Annotated in this window: 17 protein-coding genes; 10 read left to right on the top strand and 7 right to left on the bottom strand. The window is 59.7% G+C overall.

The window, feature by feature from the left end:
• The first annotated feature begins 238 nt into the window (after window positions 1-238).
• Complete coding sequence (locus AC07Y2_RS13880) at window positions 239-1,363, top strand: GNAT family N-acetyltransferase (protein WP_103385765.1); 1,125 nt, start codon at window positions 239-241, stop codon at window positions 1,361-1,363.
• A gap of 15 nt (window positions 1,364-1,378) precedes the next feature.
• On the opposite strand, the gene aqpZ is transcribed toward AC07Y2_RS13880, so the two are convergent.
• From aqpZ to AC07Y2_RS13855, 5 genes are all read right to left on the bottom strand, one after another.
• Window positions 1,379-2,074: an aquaporin Z gene (gene aqpZ / locus AC07Y2_RS13875; protein ID WP_103385764.1), complete on the bottom strand. Its 696-nt coding sequence runs from the start codon at window positions 2,072-2,074 to the stop codon at window positions 1,379-1,381.
• Between the two features lie 223 nt (window positions 2,075-2,297).
• Complete coding sequence (locus tag AC07Y2_RS13870) at window positions 2,298-4,130, bottom strand: ABC transporter ATP-binding protein (RefSeq protein ID WP_039772592.1); 1,833 nt, start codon at window positions 4,128-4,130, stop codon at window positions 2,298-2,300.
• Window positions 4,131-4,218: 88 nt separating this feature from the next.
• A complete protein-coding gene (locus AC07Y2_RS13865; protein ID WP_039772590.1) occupies window positions 4,219-4,782 on the bottom strand; it encodes a peptidylprolyl isomerase in 564 nt (187 codons plus the stop codon).
• A 3-nt stretch (window positions 4,783-4,785) separates the two neighbouring features.
• The gene (locus AC07Y2_RS13860) at window positions 4,786-5,589 is read right to left on the bottom strand and encodes an alpha/beta fold hydrolase (protein ID WP_074691123.1); all 804 of its coding nucleotides are present in this window, start codon (window positions 5,587-5,589) and stop codon (window positions 4,786-4,788) included.
• A 14-nt stretch (window positions 5,590-5,603) separates the two neighbouring features.
• Entirely contained in the window at window positions 5,604-6,527 is a 924-nt protein-coding gene (locus AC07Y2_RS13855; protein WP_011332960.1) for a PA3225 family LysR-type transcriptional regulator, read from the bottom strand.
• A gap of 49 nt (window positions 6,528-6,576) precedes the next feature.
• Here AC07Y2_RS13855 and AC07Y2_RS13850 point away from each other — a divergent pair, with 49 nt between their 5' ends.
• From AC07Y2_RS13850 to AC07Y2_RS13815, 8 genes are all read left to right on the top strand, one after another.
• A complete protein-coding gene (locus AC07Y2_RS13850) occupies window positions 6,577-6,891 on the top strand; it encodes a hypothetical protein (protein WP_011332961.1) in 315 nt (104 codons plus the stop codon).
• 159 nt (window positions 6,892-7,050) lie between these two features.
• A complete protein-coding gene (locus AC07Y2_RS13845) occupies window positions 7,051-7,650 on the top strand; it encodes an FMN-dependent NADH-azoreductase (protein ID WP_011332962.1) in 600 nt (199 codons plus the stop codon).
• A gap of 212 nt (window positions 7,651-7,862) precedes the next feature.
• Window positions 7,863-8,729 carry a carboxylate/amino acid/amine transporter gene (locus tag AC07Y2_RS13840; RefSeq protein WP_103385763.1) on the top strand — a complete coding sequence of 289 codons (867 nt, stop codon included), beginning with the start codon at window positions 7,863-7,865 and terminating at the stop codon, window positions 8,727-8,729.
• 98 nt (window positions 8,730-8,827) lie between these two features.
• The gene (locus AC07Y2_RS13835; protein WP_103385762.1) at window positions 8,828-11,407 is read left to right on the top strand and encodes a pyocin-S2/colicin E7-DNase domain-containing protein; all 2,580 of its coding nucleotides are present in this window, start codon (window positions 8,828-8,830) and stop codon (window positions 11,405-11,407) included.
• The gene (locus tag AC07Y2_RS13830; protein WP_103385761.1) at window positions 11,407-11,874 is read left to right on the top strand and encodes a DUF6392 family protein; all 468 of its coding nucleotides are present in this window, start codon (window positions 11,407-11,409) and stop codon (window positions 11,872-11,874) included. The genes AC07Y2_RS13835 and AC07Y2_RS13830 overlap by 1 nt, the downstream gene beginning before the upstream one ends.
• Before the next feature lie 40 nt (window positions 11,875-11,914).
• On the top strand, window positions 11,915-12,190 hold the full coding sequence (locus AC07Y2_RS13825) for a bacteriocin immunity protein (protein ID WP_103385760.1): 276 nt from the start codon (window positions 11,915-11,917) through the stop codon (window positions 12,188-12,190).
• Window positions 12,191-12,215: 25 nt separating this feature from the next.
• Complete coding sequence (locus tag AC07Y2_RS13820) at window positions 12,216-12,491, top strand: bacteriocin immunity protein (RefSeq protein WP_103385759.1); 276 nt, start codon at window positions 12,216-12,218, stop codon at window positions 12,489-12,491.
• A gap of 83 nt (window positions 12,492-12,574) precedes the next feature.
• The gene (locus AC07Y2_RS13815) at window positions 12,575-14,164 is read left to right on the top strand and encodes an S-type pyocin domain-containing protein (protein ID WP_103385758.1); all 1,590 of its coding nucleotides are present in this window, start codon (window positions 12,575-12,577) and stop codon (window positions 14,162-14,164) included.
• Here the strand turns inward: AC07Y2_RS13815 and AC07Y2_RS13810 are convergent.
• Window positions 14,127-15,014, bottom strand: coding sequence for a LysR family transcriptional regulator (locus AC07Y2_RS13810; RefSeq protein WP_103385757.1), 888 nt, complete (start codon window positions 15,012-15,014; stop codon window positions 14,127-14,129). The two genes, AC07Y2_RS13815 and AC07Y2_RS13810, sit on opposite strands and share 38 nt — an antisense overlap.
• A 169-nt stretch (window positions 15,015-15,183) precedes the next feature.
• Here AC07Y2_RS13810 and AC07Y2_RS13805 point away from each other — a divergent pair, with 169 nt between their 5' ends.
• Window positions 15,184-15,825 carry a hydrolase gene (locus AC07Y2_RS13805; protein WP_007956548.1) on the top strand — a complete coding sequence of 214 codons (642 nt, stop codon included), beginning with the start codon at window positions 15,184-15,186 and terminating at the stop codon, window positions 15,823-15,825.
• Between the two features lie 65 nt (window positions 15,826-15,890).
• On the opposite strand, the gene AC07Y2_RS13800 is transcribed toward AC07Y2_RS13805, so the two are convergent.
• The gene (locus AC07Y2_RS13800; protein WP_064594211.1) at window positions 15,891-17,189 is read right to left on the bottom strand and encodes a mechanosensitive ion channel family protein; all 1,299 of its coding nucleotides are present in this window, start codon (window positions 17,187-17,189) and stop codon (window positions 15,891-15,893) included.
• Between the last annotated feature and the right edge of the window lie 39 nt (window positions 17,190-17,228).

Raw genomic sequence — 17,228 nt, 5'->3', positions numbered from 1 at the left:
CAACCGACGGTTTGACGGTCGGAAAACAGTGTCCGGGGGTAGAACCCGGCGCTCTAAAAACAGGCGCCAGTATCGCGATGGTTTATGACAGAGCAGTGGCACGATGATGGCAGGTTGATGACGATACAAAGCTGCCGTGAACTATTGATTTAGAGCGCTGTCGCGTAATCGGACGTGGGCAACGCCCCGCCGATCAGCGATACTCGCCGGGCGTTCACGCCCGAAAGTGGAGAGGAAAATGCCGCTGCAACGTCTGCATAAACTGTCGGAAATTCCAGCGTCCGACTGGGATGTTCTGGTCCCGCAAAACCAGCCGTTTCTGCGCCACGCCTTCCTGGCTTCGCTGGAGGACAGCGGCAGCGTCGGCCCGCACACCGGCTGGCAAGCGGAGCATTTGCTGCACGTCGAAGCGGGGCGCGTGATCGCCGCGTTGCCCGGTTATCGTAAGTGGCACTCCTACGGCGAATATGTGTTCGATCACGGCTGGGCCGATGCCTGCGCTCGGGCCGGCATTGATTACTACCCCAAGTTTTTGAGCGCGGTGCCATTCAGTCCGGTCAGCGGCCCACGGTTGTTGGCAGCGAATGTCGAGGACGGATTCGAGCTGCTCAAGAGCCTGCCGGGGTATCTGGAAATCGAAGAACTCTCCAGCGCCCACATCAACTTCACCGACGCGTTTACCGATGCCGCCATGGCCGAGCAGCCGGGCTGGCTGCAACGCATCGGCTGTCAGTACCACTGGCAGAATCGCGGCTATCGCGACTTTCAGGATTTCCTCGACGTGCTCGCCTCGCGCAAGCGCAAGCAGATGCGCAAGGAGCGCGAGCAAGTGGCGGGACAGGGCTTCGAGTTCGAATGGCTGGAAGGCCGCGAACTGGACGAGACGCAGTGGGATTTTGTCTACGCCTGTTACGCCAACACCTACGCGGTACGCCGGCAGGCACCTTACCTGACCCGGGAATTCTTCAGCCTGCTGGCCGAGCGCATGCCGGAATCGATCCGCGTGGTACTGGCCCGGCAGGGCTCACGGCCGGTGGCGATGGCGTTCAGCCTGGTGGGCGGCGACAGCTTTTACGGGCGTTATTGGGGATGCCTGGCCGAGTTCGACCGGCTGCACTTCGAGACCTGTTTCTATCAGGGCATGGACTATGCGATTGCCCAGGGTTTTCAGCGCTTCGATGCCGGTGCCCAGGGCGAGCACAAACTGATTCGCGGCTTTGAACCGGTGATCACCCATTCCTGGCATTACCTGCGTCATCCCGGTTTGAAAGCAGCGGTCAAAGACTTCCTGCACCAGGAGCGCGCCGGTGTCCTGGCCTATGCCGAAGAGGCGAGGAGCGCCTTGCCGTATCGGCAAGCCTGATCCTCGCCGACTCCCTCAGCTGTCTTCCTTGCCTAACCAGCGATAGATCACGCCACCAATCACCGCACCGAGCAGCGGCGCGACCCAGAACATCCACAACTGGGCGATGGCCCAGCCGCCGACCATCAGCGCCGGGCCGGTGCTGCGGGCGGGGTTGACCGAGGTATTGGTGACCGGGATCGAGATCAGGTGAATCAGCGTCAGGGCCAGGCCGATGGCGATCGGTGCCAGTCCCGCCGGAGCGCGTTTGTCGGTGGCGCCGAGGATGATCACCACGAACATGGCGGTCATCACCAGCTCGGTGACGAAGCCGGACGCCATCGAGTATTTGCCCGGGGAGTGCTCGCCATAACCGTTTGAGGCAAGGCCTGCGGCGATGTCGAAGCCTTCCTTGCCGCTGGCGATGTGGTAGAGCAGGGCCGCTGCCAGAATCCCGCCGATCACCTGGGCGATGACGTAGGCAGGCAGTTCCTTGGCCGGGAACCGACCGCCGACGACCAGACCGACCGACACGGCCGGGTTGAGATGACAGCCGCTGATGTGGCCGATGGCAAACGCCATGGTCAGCACCGTCAGACCAAAGGCCAGGGCCACCCCCAGCACACCGATTCCCAAGGGTGAAGACGCGGCAATGACCGCACTGCCGCAACCGCCCAACACTAACCAGAACGTACCCAACAACTCAGTGACTGAACGTTTGAACAGAGACATGAGAGTGTCCTTGATAGACGTACTATCGAGACTGGATCGAGTGGTGCTTCCTTGCAGATTTACGACAGGTTCCGTTCCGGAGCCTTGGGTCAGTACAGCAGGGTTCATGCGAATTTCCAGCAGGCGATAAAAAACCGCCAGAGCCCATAGTTAAAGGGCTCTGGCGGTTTTATCTCACGTTGATCGTTCCCACGCGGAGCGTGGGAACGATCAGAAGCGCGGTTCAATCGATGCCGACAAACCCTCCGGTCTGGTGCGCCCACAACCGCGCATACAACCCGCCATGGGCCAGCAGTTCGGCATGGTTGCCGCTTTCGGCGATCTTGCCGTTTTCCAGCACCACCAGCCGGTCCATGCGGGCAATGGTCGAAAGGCGGTGGGCGATGGCGATCACGGTCTTGCCCTGCATCAGGGTTTCCAGGCTTTCCTGGATCGCCGCTTCGACTTCCGAGTCCAGCGCCGAGGTCGCTTCGTCCATGATCAGGATTGGCGCGTCCTTGAGCAGCACCCGCGCGATCGCGATCCGCTGACGCTGACCACCGGACAGCTTCACCCCGCGTTCGCCGACATGCGCATCGAATCCTGTGCGCCCCTCGGCGTCCGACAGCAGCGGAATGAACTCATCGGCACGGGCCTTGCGCACCGCTTCCCAGAGTTCGGCGTCAGTGGCGTCGGGCTTGCCGTACAGCAAGTTGTCGCGGATCGAGCGGTGCAGCAGCGAGGTGTCCTGAGTGATCATGCCGATCCGCGCGCGCAGGCTTTCCTGGCCGACTTCGGCGATGTTCTGGCCGTCGATCAGGATCCGCCCGCCCTCGACGTCGTACAGGCGCAGCAGCAGGTTGACCAAAGTCGATTTGCCGGCGCCGGACGGGCCGATCAGACCGATTTTCTCGCCGGGTTTGATGGTCAGGTTGAGGTCGCCGATGATGCCTTTCTTCTTGCCGTAGTGAAAATCCACGTGCTCGAAACGCACTTCACCACGGGCCACGGCCAGCGGTTTGGCCTGCTCCCGGTCGGTGACGCTGACCGGTTGCGAGATGGTCTGCAGACCATCCTGGACCATGCCGATGTTTTCGAAGATACCGGTGACCACCCACATGATCCAGCCGGACATGTTGACGATGCGGATGACAAGGCCGGTGGCCAGGGCGATCGCGCCGACACTGATCAGCGATTGCGTCCACAGCCACAGGGCCAGCGCCGTGGTGCCGACGATCAGCAGGCCATTCATGGTGGTGATGGCCACGTCCATGCTGGTGACCACGCGGCCGGCCAGCTGGGCTTTTTCGGTCTGCTCCTGGATCGCCTCTCGGGCGTAATGCTGTTCGAAGTTGGTGTGGGCGAACAGCTTCAGGGTGGCGATGTTGGTGTAGCCGTCGACGATCCGGCCCATCAGCTTCGAGCGCGCATCGGAGGCTTCCACCGAGCGGTCCTTGACCCGTGGCACGAAGTAATAGAGTGCGCCGACGTAGGCCGCGATCCACGTCAGCAGCGGGATCATCAGGCGCCAGTCGGCCTCGGCGAACAGCACCAGCGAACTGATCGCGTAGATCAGCACGTGCCACAACGCATCCACCGCTTGCACGGCGGAATCGCGCAGCGAGTTGCCGGTCTGCATGATGCGCTGGGCAATGCGCCCGGCGAAGTCGTTCTGGAAGAAATTCAGGCTCTGCTTGAGCACGTAACTGTGGTTCTGCCAGCGGATCAGGCTGGTCATGCTCGGGCTCAGGGTCTGGTGCACCAGCATGTCGTGCAGCGCCAGGAACAGCGGGCGCAGCAGTAACGCTACCACCGCCATCCACGCCAGTTCGACGCCGTGCACCTTGAAGAAGTCGACGTTCGGCGTGCCCTGGGCGAGGTCGATGATGCGGCTCAGGTAGCTGAACAGTGCCACTTCGATCAGTGCACCGAACAGGCCGACGATCAGCAGGGCGACGAAGCTCGGCCAGACCTGCTTCAGGTAATAGGTATAGAAGGGCAGAACGCGGTCCGGCGGAGACGCCGTCGGGGCGTCGCGGAATATGTCGATCAGTTGTTCGAAACGGCGATAGAGCATCAGATAACCGCCCGGAGCACGGGCTCTCCTTTTATCAGTGTGAGCGGCGCGATGGGTAATCGGCGCCGCTCGATATGCCCTGTAAAGCTTAGTCGATGCGCTTGGCCGACTTGATGATCACAGGGTCGACCGGCACGTTTTGCATGCCCTGTTTGGTGGTGGTCTGGGAGTTGACGATGATGTCGACCACGTCCATGCCCTTGACCACTTTGGCGAACACCGCGTAACCGGCGTCACGGCCCGGATCGAGGAAGGCGTTGTCGGCCACGTTGATGAAGAACTGGCTGGTGGCCGAATCCGGATTGGAGGTACGCGCCATCGACAGGGTGCCACGAACGTTATGCAGGCCGTTGCTGGCTTCGTTCTTGATCGGGGCCTTGGTGTCTTTTTGCTGCATCTGCTGGGTGAAGCCGCCACCCTGGGCCATGAAGCCCGGGATCACGCGGTGAAAAATCGTGTTGTTGTAAAAGCCGCTGTCGACGTACTCGAGGAAATTCTTGGTACTGATCGGCGCCTTGACCGGGTCCAGCTCGATTTCGATCTGGCCGTTGGTGGTGTCCAGCAGCACGTGCGGTGCTTTTGCCGGCGTGGCAGCCATCAGGTTGGCAGCGAACAGCAGGGTGCCGGCGGCGAGGGCGAGTTTTTTCAGCATGGGTCAGTGATCCTGAGGGTGATTATCGGCTGTGGCGAGGAACTCCAGCAGCGTTTGATTGAAGCGTTCGGGCTGGTCGAGCGGGGTGGCGTGGCGCGAATCGGCGATTACCACCAGCCGCGCATCGGGCAGCAGTCTGACATAGGTTTCTTTCAGCGAAACGGGGGTGTAGTCCCGGTCGGCGCTGACGACGAGGGTTGGACAGGTGACCCGGGAAAGTCGTTCCTGGACCCCCCAGCCAACAATCGCATCGAAGCTGGCGAGATAAGCACGTTTGTCGTTTTTTGCCCAGCGCTCTGCCATCTTCTGGCGCAAATCGGCCTGCTCCGGTTTGGGGAACAGCTTGGCGCCAAGGGCCTTGCCGATGGTGGCGAGGCTGAGCACACGCATCAGGCTCCAGCGCTTGAACCACTGCCAGTAATCGTCGCGGGTACGCACCTTGACCTCGGGCGCGCTGTTGACGATGGTCAGGCTCTTGAGCATCCGCGGCTGATCGACGGCGAGCTGAAAGCCGATCATGCCGCCCATGGACAGCCCGGCGTAGTGCACCGGGCCGAGTTTCAAATGCTCGATCAGGGCGACGATGTCAGCGCTGAAGCCGGCGATGCTGTAGCGCTCGCGGGGCTTGTCGGAGCGGCCGTGACCGCGCACGTCCGGGACGATCACCCGGTAATGCGCGGCTAGGGCAGGAATCTGCATTTCCCAGTCCAGAGTGCTGGAGCCCAGACCGTGAACCAGCAGCAACGGATCGCCGTGGCCATATTCCTCGTAGTGCAGGTTGCAACCTTCATGCTCGAAATACGCCATCGGTGAACTCCGTGTCAGGCTTGTTCGGGGGCGGCGAACGGTGCGTCCAGCGGCAGGGTGTCGAAGGTGCGCAGCAGTTCGATGAGGATTTGCGTGGCTGGGCCCAAGGGTTTGTCCTTGTTCGAATACAGATAGAAGCTGGAGTTGCGGTTGCCGCCTCTGTCCAACGGTAGCAGCTTGAGCGAGCCGTCTTTCAGTTCCCGCTCGATCATGTGGCGTGGCAGCCAGGCGAATCCCAGGCCACTGCTGACGAACGTCGCAGCCGTGGCGAGACTGCCGACGGTCCAGCGCTGCTCGGCGCCGAGCCAGCCGACGTCCCGAGGTTGCTGGCGGCCGGAGTCGCGGATGACCACTTGCATCTGGGTTTCCAGGTCTTGAAAGCTCAGCTCGCGGTTGAGCCGATGCAGCGCATGATCAGGATGGGCGACGGCGACAAATTCGACATCGCTCAATTCCGCGCCGAGGTAACCGGGAATGCTCAGCCCGGTGATGGCCAGGTCGGCCACGCCTTCGAGCAGCACTTCTTCGACGCCCGACAACACTTCCTCACGCAGACGCACCCGGCAGCCACGGCTCTGCGGCATGAAAGCGGTCAATGCGCGCACGATACGGGCGCTCGGGTAGGCGGCGTCGACCACCAGCCGTACTTCGGCTTCCCAGCCCTGCTCCATATGATGGGCGAGGTCTTCCAGTTGGCTGGCCTGTTTCACCAGTTGTCGCGAGCGGCGCAGCAACACGCCGCCGGCTTCGGTCAGCACAGCCTTGCGACCGTCGATGCGCAACAGTGGCACACCGAGTTGATCCTGCATGCGGGCGACGGTGTAGCTCACCGACGATTGCGAACGGTGCAGGGCCTCGGCGGCCTGGGCGAATCCGCCGTGGTCGACCACGGCCTGCAACGTTCGCCATTGATCAAGGGTCACGCGGGGCGCTTTCATCAATAGCTCCTCTTGTCCTAAGCTGGCGGTCCCTCATGGAGACTGCCGAATGAAAAAATTCTGTTGTGTGTTGCTGGCGCTGCTTCCGCTGACTGCGTTCGCGTACCCGATCGATGTGGAAAAGGACCTCAACGGCCTGAAGATCGACTACAACGCGTTCGACACCGATAACGACATCGGCTCCATCCAGGTCAACAACTACGGCGACGTCGACGCGACCTGCAAGGTGGTATTCACCAACGGCCCGGAAGCGCCGCGCACGCGCAATATCGAGGTGGCGGCGGGCAAGCATAAAAACGCCACGGCCAAGTTCACCCGGACCATCATCAAGCTGCGCATCAAGCTGAGTTGCACCCCGAAATAGCGTCATGGGCCTGTGGGAGCGGGCTTCCACAGGCTAAGGCTTGCATCTAAACGAATTTTTCGATGCTTTGCAGCAATTATTTGCGCTTTTTCATCGATACGGCACTGTTTAACCTTCACTCCATCGACTTACAACATTCTCGGATGGAGGCTACACAACATGTCCCGCGTTCTGATCATCGAAAGCAGCGCCCGCCAGCAAGACTCGGTTTCCCGTCAACTGACCCAGACCTTCATCAGTCAGTGGAAAGCGGCGCATCCGGCCGATCAGATCACCGTACGTGACCTCGCCGTGAACCCGGTACCGCACCTGGACATCAACCTGCTGGGCGGCTGGATGAAATCCGCCGAGCAGCGCAACGACAGCGAGCAGGCCTCGCTGGACCGTTCCAACGAATTGACCGATGAATTGCTGGCCGCCGACGTGCTGGTGATGGCGGCGCCGATGTACAACTTCGCCATCCCGAGCACCCTGAAAGCCTGGCTCGACCACGTCTTGCGTGCCGGCGTGACCTTCAAATACACCGAAACCGGCCCGCAAGGCCTGCTCAGCGGCAAGCGTGCCTATGTGCTGACCGCTCGCGGCGGGATCTACGCCGGCGGCCCGGCGGATCATCAGGAACCGTACCTGCGTCAGGTGATGGGCTTCATCGGCATTAACGACGTGACCTTCATCCACGCTGAAGGCATGAATCTGGGCGGCGACTTCCAGGAGAAAGGCCTCAACCAGGCCAACGCCAAACTGTCCCAGGTCGCCTGATATGTTAATCGCCAGATAATCGCCGATTGTTCTAGTGACCTGGCGCAACCCCTTCAAGGCTCTACGCGCATCGAACCTCCCTTTGCACTTGTTGCTCCTGAGTGCTGTAGCCCGATTGAACGCTTTAGCGAGATCGGGCTTTTTTTTGCCCGGGATTTAGCGATGGCTGGCAAAAACCGCTATCGTCGCCGCCATTCGAAATCGAGGCGAGCATGGGCTATCTACTTTTTGTCACGCTGATCCAGGCGTTTTCCTTCAGTCTGATCGGCGAATACCTGGCCGGTCATGTCGACAGCTACTTCGCGGTGCTGGTGCGTGTGGTACTGGCCGGGCTGGTGTTCATTCCGCTGACGCGCTGGCGCTCGGTGGAACCGGCGTTCATGCGCGGCATGCTGCTGATCGGCGCGTTGCAGTTCGGCGTGACCTACGTCTGCCTGTACTTGAGTTTCCGCGTGCTGACGGTGCCGGAAGTGCTGCTGTTCACCATCCTCACGCCATTGCACGTGACGCTGATCGAAGACGCACTCAACCGACGCTTCAATCCGTGGGCGCTGATCGCCGCACTGGTGGCGGTCGCAGGCGCGGCCGTGATCCGCTACGACCGGATCAACCCGGATTTCTTCATGGGCTTTTTGCTGCTGCAACTGGCCAACTTCACCTACGCCGCCGGGCAAGTGCTGTACAAGCATCTGGTGGCGAAACACCCGAGCGATCTGCCGCACTACCGGCGCTTTGGTTTCTTCTACCTCGGCGCACTGGCGGTGGCGCTGCCGGCGTTCCTGCTGTTCGGCAAATCCAATTTCCTGCCCGAAGCACCGCTGCAATGGGGCGTGCTGGTGTTCCTTGGTCTGGTCTCCACCGCACTCGGTTTGTACTGGTGGAACAAAGGCGCGTGCCTGGTCAACGGCGGCACCCTGGCGGTGATGAACAACCTGCACGTGCCGGTGGGCCTGCTGCTGAACCTGCTGATCTGGAATCAGCATGAAGAGTTGGGTCGATTGTTCCTCGGTGGCAGCGTGATTCTGGCCGCGGTGTGGATCAGCCGGTTGGGGATTCGCAAGCCGCAGGCCATTGGCTGAATTGTCATTCCACCCCTTATTTCCACCGCGATAACTATGTACCGCACCTGACTACCGCTTGATCGACACGCTGTGCCCTACAGACAAGGAGTGACTGTATGGCACAGAACAATTTCAACGATGGAACGTCGGGAAGCGTCGTCATCCGAACCGGGCCGCCCGCTTCGGGTGGCGGCTCGGGTGGTGGTTTTGGTGGCGGTGGCGGGGTATCGGGCGGCTTCGGCAAGGTCAGCAAGAGAAGGCAAAAGGCTCGGGCCAAGGCCAAAGCCGAGGCAGCTCAAAAAAAGCAGGCAGAGCAGGCTGAGGCAACAGCCAAGGCACAAGCCGAAGCGGCACAGGCACAGGCCGCCGCCACGCAGGTTCAGGAACAGGCGCGTTATCAAGCGCTGATGCAGTTCCTGGCGGGATTGGCGCAGCGACATGACGCCATCAGGGCCGAGGTCGATCGTCGCTTTGCCGAAAGAACCAGGCAACTTGCGCCGCTTCTGGATCAGGAGATTTTGGCGGCGCGCAGGGCCCCTGACAGCCGCTACAGCGAGCGCTGGCAGCTCTACCTGATTACCAAGGAAAAAAATGAAATCGACGGGCTGATTGCCCGCAAATCCGTAGACCTCGATGCAAAGAACGCGACCGCCCGCGCCTTCGATGGTCAGGATCCGCTGATTCGAACTTCCAACGATTACCTGACACGACTCGGCCAGTTCGGCCAGGCGCTCGACGACGGCCACCGGATCTGGGAAAGCGCTTACACCGCCGCCCATGAGGCGCGATTACTTACCTCGCAGATCCATGCCCTGCGGGAAAAGTCCGCAGCTCTAGGCAGGCATCACGCCGAGCAGACCGTGGTCTGGCGTGCAAGGGAAGCGGTTTGGGAGGCTCAGCGCCAATACGCTGCGCAACGCGAGGCACGGGTTCGATTCAAGCAACAGGCCGATGAAGATGCGCGGGTCAGTCGAACCCGGCAGGCCAATACGCTGACCGTTCCGATGTCGTCGATGACGCACGGCGCGATGGTGTTGACGCGTTCCGGAGCACTCGTCGCCCAGCAAGCGGGTGCACTCATCGAGGCAGGTGTACGGCAAGCGGTCAAACACCTTCCCCTCGCCATGCTGGTTCCCCATCCGTCCACGGTATTGATCGGCGGGTTGGTGTATTCGCCAACGCTGGGTGATGGAGAACTGACGCCGGAGCAGCGACGACGATTGTTTCAGTCTGTCGCCGTGCCTGCCGAGGTGCTGGGGCTTTCTGATGAGCAGACGCTGCGCTCGATAGCCGATTCCGGCGGGTCGGTGGACATGCCTTATCGGCTCAAGCCTGAGGCCGTTGCGCAAGGCACCGCCGTCATTGCCGTCACCACCGGTAACGAGATCAGCCCCAGTGTGCCGGTCATCAATGCGGTGCCTGATCCGCTGACGGGCAACTACACCGCAGAAGTCCCCGGTTCACCACCCCGACACCTGCAGTTCACGCCCGATGCGAGCATCACCAAAGAGGTTCCGAGTCAGGGCCGGATAGCGCTGCTGCCACCGGTTGTTCAGGACTTGCCGAAGGGCGTCGACCTGCGCATTCAGGACTGCATTATCTGCGTGCCGGGTTCGGCGCCGATGTACCTGTCCTTCAACTTGCCACCCTTGGGCGCGGGCGTTGTCACCGGTAACGGTCAACCCGCGACGGCTGACTGGTGGAACACCGCCAGCCGCAGCACCGGTGCAGCCATTCCCAGTCAGATCGGCGACCAGTTGCGTGGGCGGGAGATTCAGTCGTTCGGCGCGTTTGACCAAGTGTTGTGGCAAACACTCGGTGAGCAATCCGCGTTGACCAGCCAATTCGACAAGGTCAACAAAAAACGCGTCGAGCAAGGTTTCGCCCCCTATGCGCCGAAGAGCACATGGGTGGGAGAACGCCGCGAGTTCGAACTGCGTTTTCAGGACGATGCATCAGTCGGCGAAAACCCGTTCAATCTTGACCGGGTCAGCATCGTCGCGCCGCAAAGTGCCCACGGACGACGTGGTGTTCTACCCGCCGTTCAGCCATGGCCGGTTCCTACAGTGGGCATTGGAACCTGGACCCCGTTGGTGCCGCCGGGCAGCGAACACCTCGGGCCGACCACCACACCGATTTCCCCGTCGACACCCACGGCTTATCCCGGCAACCCGTTCATCCCGATCCTACCGGCAAACGAGACGTTTCCGGCTGTCGATGAAGGGCAGGCGGGTGCGAGTATTCCGGGGTTCCCGGGGGATATGGAGCTGCCTTCACCGGATCTGGTGTTTGCCGGTCCACCGGTTGAGCCGCTGGAGGTCGGGCCGTACAACGAACTCAGTGGGCGAAGCAGGGGGGATGGGTTGGATATTGACCATATTCCTTCGCAGAAGGCATTGGAGTTGTACCTGCGGAATAATTTTCCCCATATGTCTCCGCGTGAGCGTCGAAATTTTCTTCAACGGGCTCCTAGCATTGCCATACCGTTTAATGTGCATCGAAAATTTAGTGAAACCTACGGGGGGCGTAATACCTCTTCAAAACAAGGACAAGATGCGATCAATATCGAGAGTTCAGTCGATCAGAATTTTGATGCGATAAAAACTGGATTGTTGGAAGCAGGGTTTGCTGAGGCGGAAGTTGAAGCTGGACGTAAAAAACTACATGGTCTTCACAAAGAGCAGGGGTGGTATTGATGAATTCTTTGAAGATTAGTGAGCTTATTGCAGGTGTAGGGCTTCCTTTTGGCGCTCTAGTCACACAGGGGTTGCTTGATGAACAGCCTCTGGTGGAGCTATATCCGGGGTGTGACTTGCAAGATCTTGAGATTGAAAACGGGGTGGAGCTGACATTTCTCGCCGAGTCCAAGAAGCTGGAGAGCGTATTTATCACCTTGGTCAAAACGATGCCTATGACTGTCATTTACGAAGGTGATCTTCCAACGCCCTTCAAGTCGGTTATGACACAAACCGATGTTCATGCAATTTTCGGAGCGGCTATGGAGACCCGGGGGCCGATAAAGATGCCCAAGCCAATGGGTCAAACTGGAGGTTGGGAATCCTATCTACTCGATCAAAATACCTATCCAGGTAAAAAGGTGGTGTTTCAATACACCGCTGACATGCAAGTCAAAACGTTGGTTTTTACCATGGTGGAAAAGTAGCAAAACTAAGTGTCTGAATGGTGTTTTCCGGAGATATGTTGTGATTTTTAAAGACAATCTTGAAGACTACACCGAGGTGGAGTTTTTAGAGTTTCTGCGCGCTCTTTATGAAGAAAGAGATGATATGTCTGCTGACGATTACGACGCTTTTATAATCAAGGGAGTAGAACACTTCGAGCGGGTGACGCAGCATCCTGATCGCTCGGATGTGATTTTTTACCCGAAAGAGGGGCAGGAAAGTTCGCCTGAAGGTGTTCTGCGTGTCGTGAAAGAATGGATCGTGCTCAGCGATAAGCGGGGATTTAAGCCAGAATGATTTTTCATAAGGAAAGGGATATGCAATGAAAAATACTGCACGTATCGAAGACTACACAGAGTCCGAATTCCGAGCGTTTCTTACAGAGCTTTTTGAGGGCGGAGAGGAACTGTCTGGTGACGAGTTTGATCGCTACATGATGAGACGCGTAACACATTTCGAGCTTGTCACCGAACACCCCGACCGCTCGGACGTCATCTTCTACCCCAAGGAAGGACGTGAAGACAGCCCCGAAGGCATTCTGAAAGAAGTGAAAGAGTGGCGCGCGCTCAATAACAAACCTGGCTTCAAACCTGAGTAACTTTGAAGCAAGTGACCAAGGACGGAGGGCATTCGCTTGAATGCCCTCCGGTGTCATGCGGACCTACAAGGAAGTTAAAAACCATGAAACTCAAACCAACCCTCGGCGATTACACCGAGCCGGAGTTCCTGGCACTGGTCGAGCGGATCTGGGCCGTCGATATGCCCAAAGCGGATCACGACCGATTGATCAATCATTTCGACCGGATTTCAGGTCATCCCAAAGGGGCCGATCTGTTGTTCTATCACCCCGAGGATGATCCCAATCCGAACTCCAGTGGCTCGGTCGTTTACTACGTCAAAGACTGGCACCGCAAACAGGGCCGGGTTGCGTTCAAAGGGCAGGCCGCTTCTGCGGCGGTTGCGCCTGCGCAAGGGCCACGGGCGCCGCTGGACCAAGCGCAGATAATCCGACAACGCATTGCCCAGACTCAGGCTGAGGTGCAAAAAATCATTGCCGATCTGGCCGTTTCCGAGCGCGCCGCCCAGGCGGCACTCGCGGATCTGCAACTGCGCATCAGCCATTTGCGCCAGCAACTGAGTACGCAAGTGCTCATTGCTCAACGAGAACTGGATATACGTGCGCTGGAGGGAAGCGAATTTGAGTCCCGCCTTGCCCTGCAACGCTATCAATTCTGGAAGCTGCGCGTGCAACTCAAAAGAGACAATGCACAGCGCGAAGTCACGTACGCTCGGGCGGAAAAAGGACAGTGGCAAGGTATTGCGCAGCAGATCAGTGCTGTTTATGACGGCTATGGGGCGAAGTTGAATCAACTTAATGCGCGTCTCAGACAGCTTCAAACTGAGGCCGAAGCGCTGTTGTCTACGGCGCAGACTCAACTTGTTGGTCTACGCGATCAGCAGCAACTCGGGCCCGCGCAGGTCGGAGGGCAGCTGTTTGCCCCGCTGGCTTTCGTCAATGCACGCCCGGCAATCCTGGTCGATGGCGCACTTTCACGAACATTGGAAGGACCTCGTGTCGATCTGCAAAAAGCCATTCGCTCGGCGGTGGCAGAGTTCACCTGGCAGATCACTTCAAACGCCCGGACCGATCAAGTTCAGTATGCGGCAGTGCTACGGTTCGACTTTCGCAGCCGAGCGGAAGTTGGCCGTTATGGAGTTTGCGTTCCTCTGGCGGAATTTCTGCCGATTGAAGGAACGGACTGGTTGTCTCTGGCGGCAACCCTTGGAAGGGTCAATGTTCCGTTCAGAATGACTAGCGGTACTTATGCCGTGCCGGTCGGCACCCTGTCGCAGGGCGTCAGAGAAATCAAAACCTTGTTTCAGGTGGAACTGGCACCGAGCAGTGTTGCAATTACGGCGTCTGGCGTAAGAGTTCGCTCCGCGATCTGGAATGAGTCTTCTCAAACCTACCGTTTCACCGCCGATGGAGCCACACCCATCACTGTGAGCTGGTGCCATCCGGACACGCTGGAGGTTTTCCGGCCACCCACCTCCATTGCTGATTATCGACTGGGCACGGTTCGATCATCGCCGGTGCCATTACTGGAAACATTCACCGCTCCGGCAACGCTTGCTTACGATGACTATGTCGTGGTGTTCCCTGCCGATTCGGGCCTGGAACCTGTGTATGTGATGTTCAGGAATCCACTGGAGTTTGCCCAGGAAGCCGGCACTACTCCGGCGCCAGTTGCCCCACCAGAAACGCGATAAACGCCCGGGTCTTCTGCGGCACTCGCCGGGCTGACGAATACACCGCGTTGATAGTGATCGCCGGGGCTTGCCATTCGCACAGCACCGGCACCAGTCGTCCGGCTGCCAATGCTTCTTCGACGATGAAGTCCGGCAGCAGCGCAATGCCCATGCCGGCCTCGGCCGCTTGCGCCAGCAGGTCGCCGTTGTTGGCGTGCAACGGCCCGGTCACGTTCACGCGCTGGGTCTCCTTGCCATTACACAATTGCAGGCTGACGCCACTCTGCAGATAGCCGTAGTTCAAGCATTGATGTGAGCGCAGATCCTGCGGGGTCTGCGGCGTGCCCGCGCGTTCGAGGTAAGCGGGGGAGGCGACCATGATTCGTGGGGCAGGCGCCAGTTGCCGGGCGATCATGGTCGAGTCGGGCAGGCTGGCGATGCGGATGGTCACGTCGAACCCGCCGCGCACGGGATCGACCTGCTGGTCGCTGAGCACCAGTTGCAGCTCGATGTTCGGGTGCTGCTCGTGGAACAGCGGAATCAGCTTGCCCAGCCGTCGCAGGCCGAACGACATCGGTGCGTTGACCCGCAACACCCCGCGCAATTCGCCCACCCCGTCCCGCGCTCGCTGTTCGGCCTCGTCCAGTGCCGCAATCACTTCCCGCGCCGCTTCGAAATACTCGGCGCCGGCTTCGGTCAGGTGCAGGCTGCGGGTGGTGCGTTGCAGCAGTTGCACGCCGATGGCTTCTTCCAGCGCCTGAATCTGTTTGCTGACTTTCGAGCGGGGCACGTCCATGGCCCGGGCGGCGGCTGCGAAGCCGTTCTCGCCGACCGTCACCACGAAGGCGCGCATGCATTCGATGCGATCCATGATTGTCCCTATTTTAGAATCAATGATTCTCGATTTTATGGAATTGTCCCTTTATCGGCTAGCCCCTAAAGTGACATCCAAGCCGAGACAACAACGCCGAAGACGGCAAGCCACTCGACTCACCCATTACCCAATCGAAACTCTGAATCGACATCAAAAGGAACGCGCCATGTCTATCCGTGAACTGCTGAACCCAACCAACTCCGCCCTGATCCTGATCGACCACCAGCCGCAAATGGCTTTCGGCGTGCAGTCGATCGACCGTCAGACCCTGAAGAACAACACCGTCGGCCTGGCCAAGGCTGCCAAGATCTTCAACGTACCGACCATTTACACCTCGGTCGAAACCGAAAGCTTCAGCGGCTACATCTGGCCGGAACTGCTGGCGGTACACCCTGAGCAGAAGCCGATCGAACGCACCTCGATGAACTCCTGGGAAGACAAGGCGCTGGTTGACGCGGTCAAGGCCACCGGCCGCAAGAAACTGATCATCGCCGCGCTGTGGACCGAAGTCTGCCTGACCTTCCCGGCCCTGGAAGCCCTGGCCGAAGGTTACGAGGTGTACATCGTCACCGACGCGTCCGGCGGCACCACCAAAGAAGCCCACGACATGTCGGTACAGCGGATGATTCAGGCCGGTGCGGTGCCGGTGACCTGGCAACAGGTGCTGCTCGAGTACCAGCGTGATTGGGCGCACAAAGACACTTATCAGGCGGTAATGGACCTGGTGCTGGAACACAGCGGTGCGTACGGCATGGGCGTCGATTACGCCTACACCATGGTGCACAAGGCACCGCAGCGGCAGGCCTGATAAATCGGCGGGACAAAAAAAGACGCAACCTGGGTTGCGTCTTTTTTGTTGAGCTCAAGAAAGCTCTACATCAGATGTTTTTCGGCTTCCGGAATATGGCTCGCGCCAAGGACTGCCGGCAATATCCCGGAACGCAAATCCCCACCACTCGGCTGCTGATACAGGCTCAAGCCAAACTCCGGCAGCACCGCCAGCAGGTAATCGAAAATATCCCCCTGGATCCGCTCGTAATCGGCCCAAACCGTGGTGGTGGTGAAGCAGTAGATTTCCAGCGGAATGCCCTGGGCGGTGGTCTGCATCTGGCGGACCATGCAGGTCATGTTCGGCTGGATCTCCGGGTGGCTCTTCAAGTAAGCCAAGGCATAGGCGCGGAACGTACCGATGTTGGTCATGCGCCGACGGTTGGCCGACATCGCCGCGACATTGCCCTGCGCCTCGTTCCAGGCCTTGAGCTCGGCTTTCTTGCGGCCCATGTAGGCGGTCAGCAGGTGCACCTGGGAGAGTTTCTCCTCTTCATCGTCGCGGATGAAGCGCACACCGCTGGCGTCGATGAACAGGCTGCGCTTGATCCGCCGCCCGCCGGACTGCTGCATGCCGCGCCAGTTTCTGAACGATTCGGACATCAGGCGCCAGGTCGGGATCGAGACGATGGTCTTGTCGAAGTTCTGCACCTTGACCGTGTGCAGGGTGATGTCGACCACGTCGCCATCGGCGCCGACCTGCGGCATTTCGATCCAGTCGCCGACCCGCAGCATGTCGTTGCTGGTCAGTTGCACACTGGCCACGAACGACAGCAGGGTGTCCTTGTAGACCAACAGGATCACCGCCGACATCGCACCCAGACCCGACAGCAGCAACAGCGGCGAACGGTCGATCAGGGTGGCGACGATGATGATCGCGCCGAACACGTACAGGACCATTTTCGCCAGTTGCACATAACCCTTGATCGAGCGGGTGCGAGCGTGTTCGGTGCGGGCGTAGATGTCCAGCAGTGCGTTGAGCAGGGCGCTGACCGACAGCAGCAGGAACAGAATGGTGAACGCCAGGGCCACGTTGCCGAGGAACACCATGGCGGTCTTGCTCAGTTCCGGCACCAGGTGCAGGCCGAACTGGATCACCAGCGACGGCGTCATCTGCGCCAGACGCTGAAACACCTTGTTATGGCGAAAGTCGTTGATCCAGTGCAACGCAGGCTGGCGACCGAGCATGCGGCTGGCATGCAGGATCAGGTAGCGCGCCACTCGTCCGAGCACCAGCGCGATCACCAACAACAGGAGTAGCGCCAGGCCGGCGTGCAGGAGCGGGTGCTGATCGAGGGCACCCCAGAGGTCTTGGGCGTTGAGCCAGAGCTGTTTGAAATCCATGAGCGAAACGATTCTTCTGTGAGACGCGACGGGCGATTA

It is taken from the genome of Pseudomonas sp. GW456-12-1-14-TSB6 (genome assembly GCF_059424205.1).
This window is presented reverse-complemented; position numbering and strand designations above follow the sequence as displayed.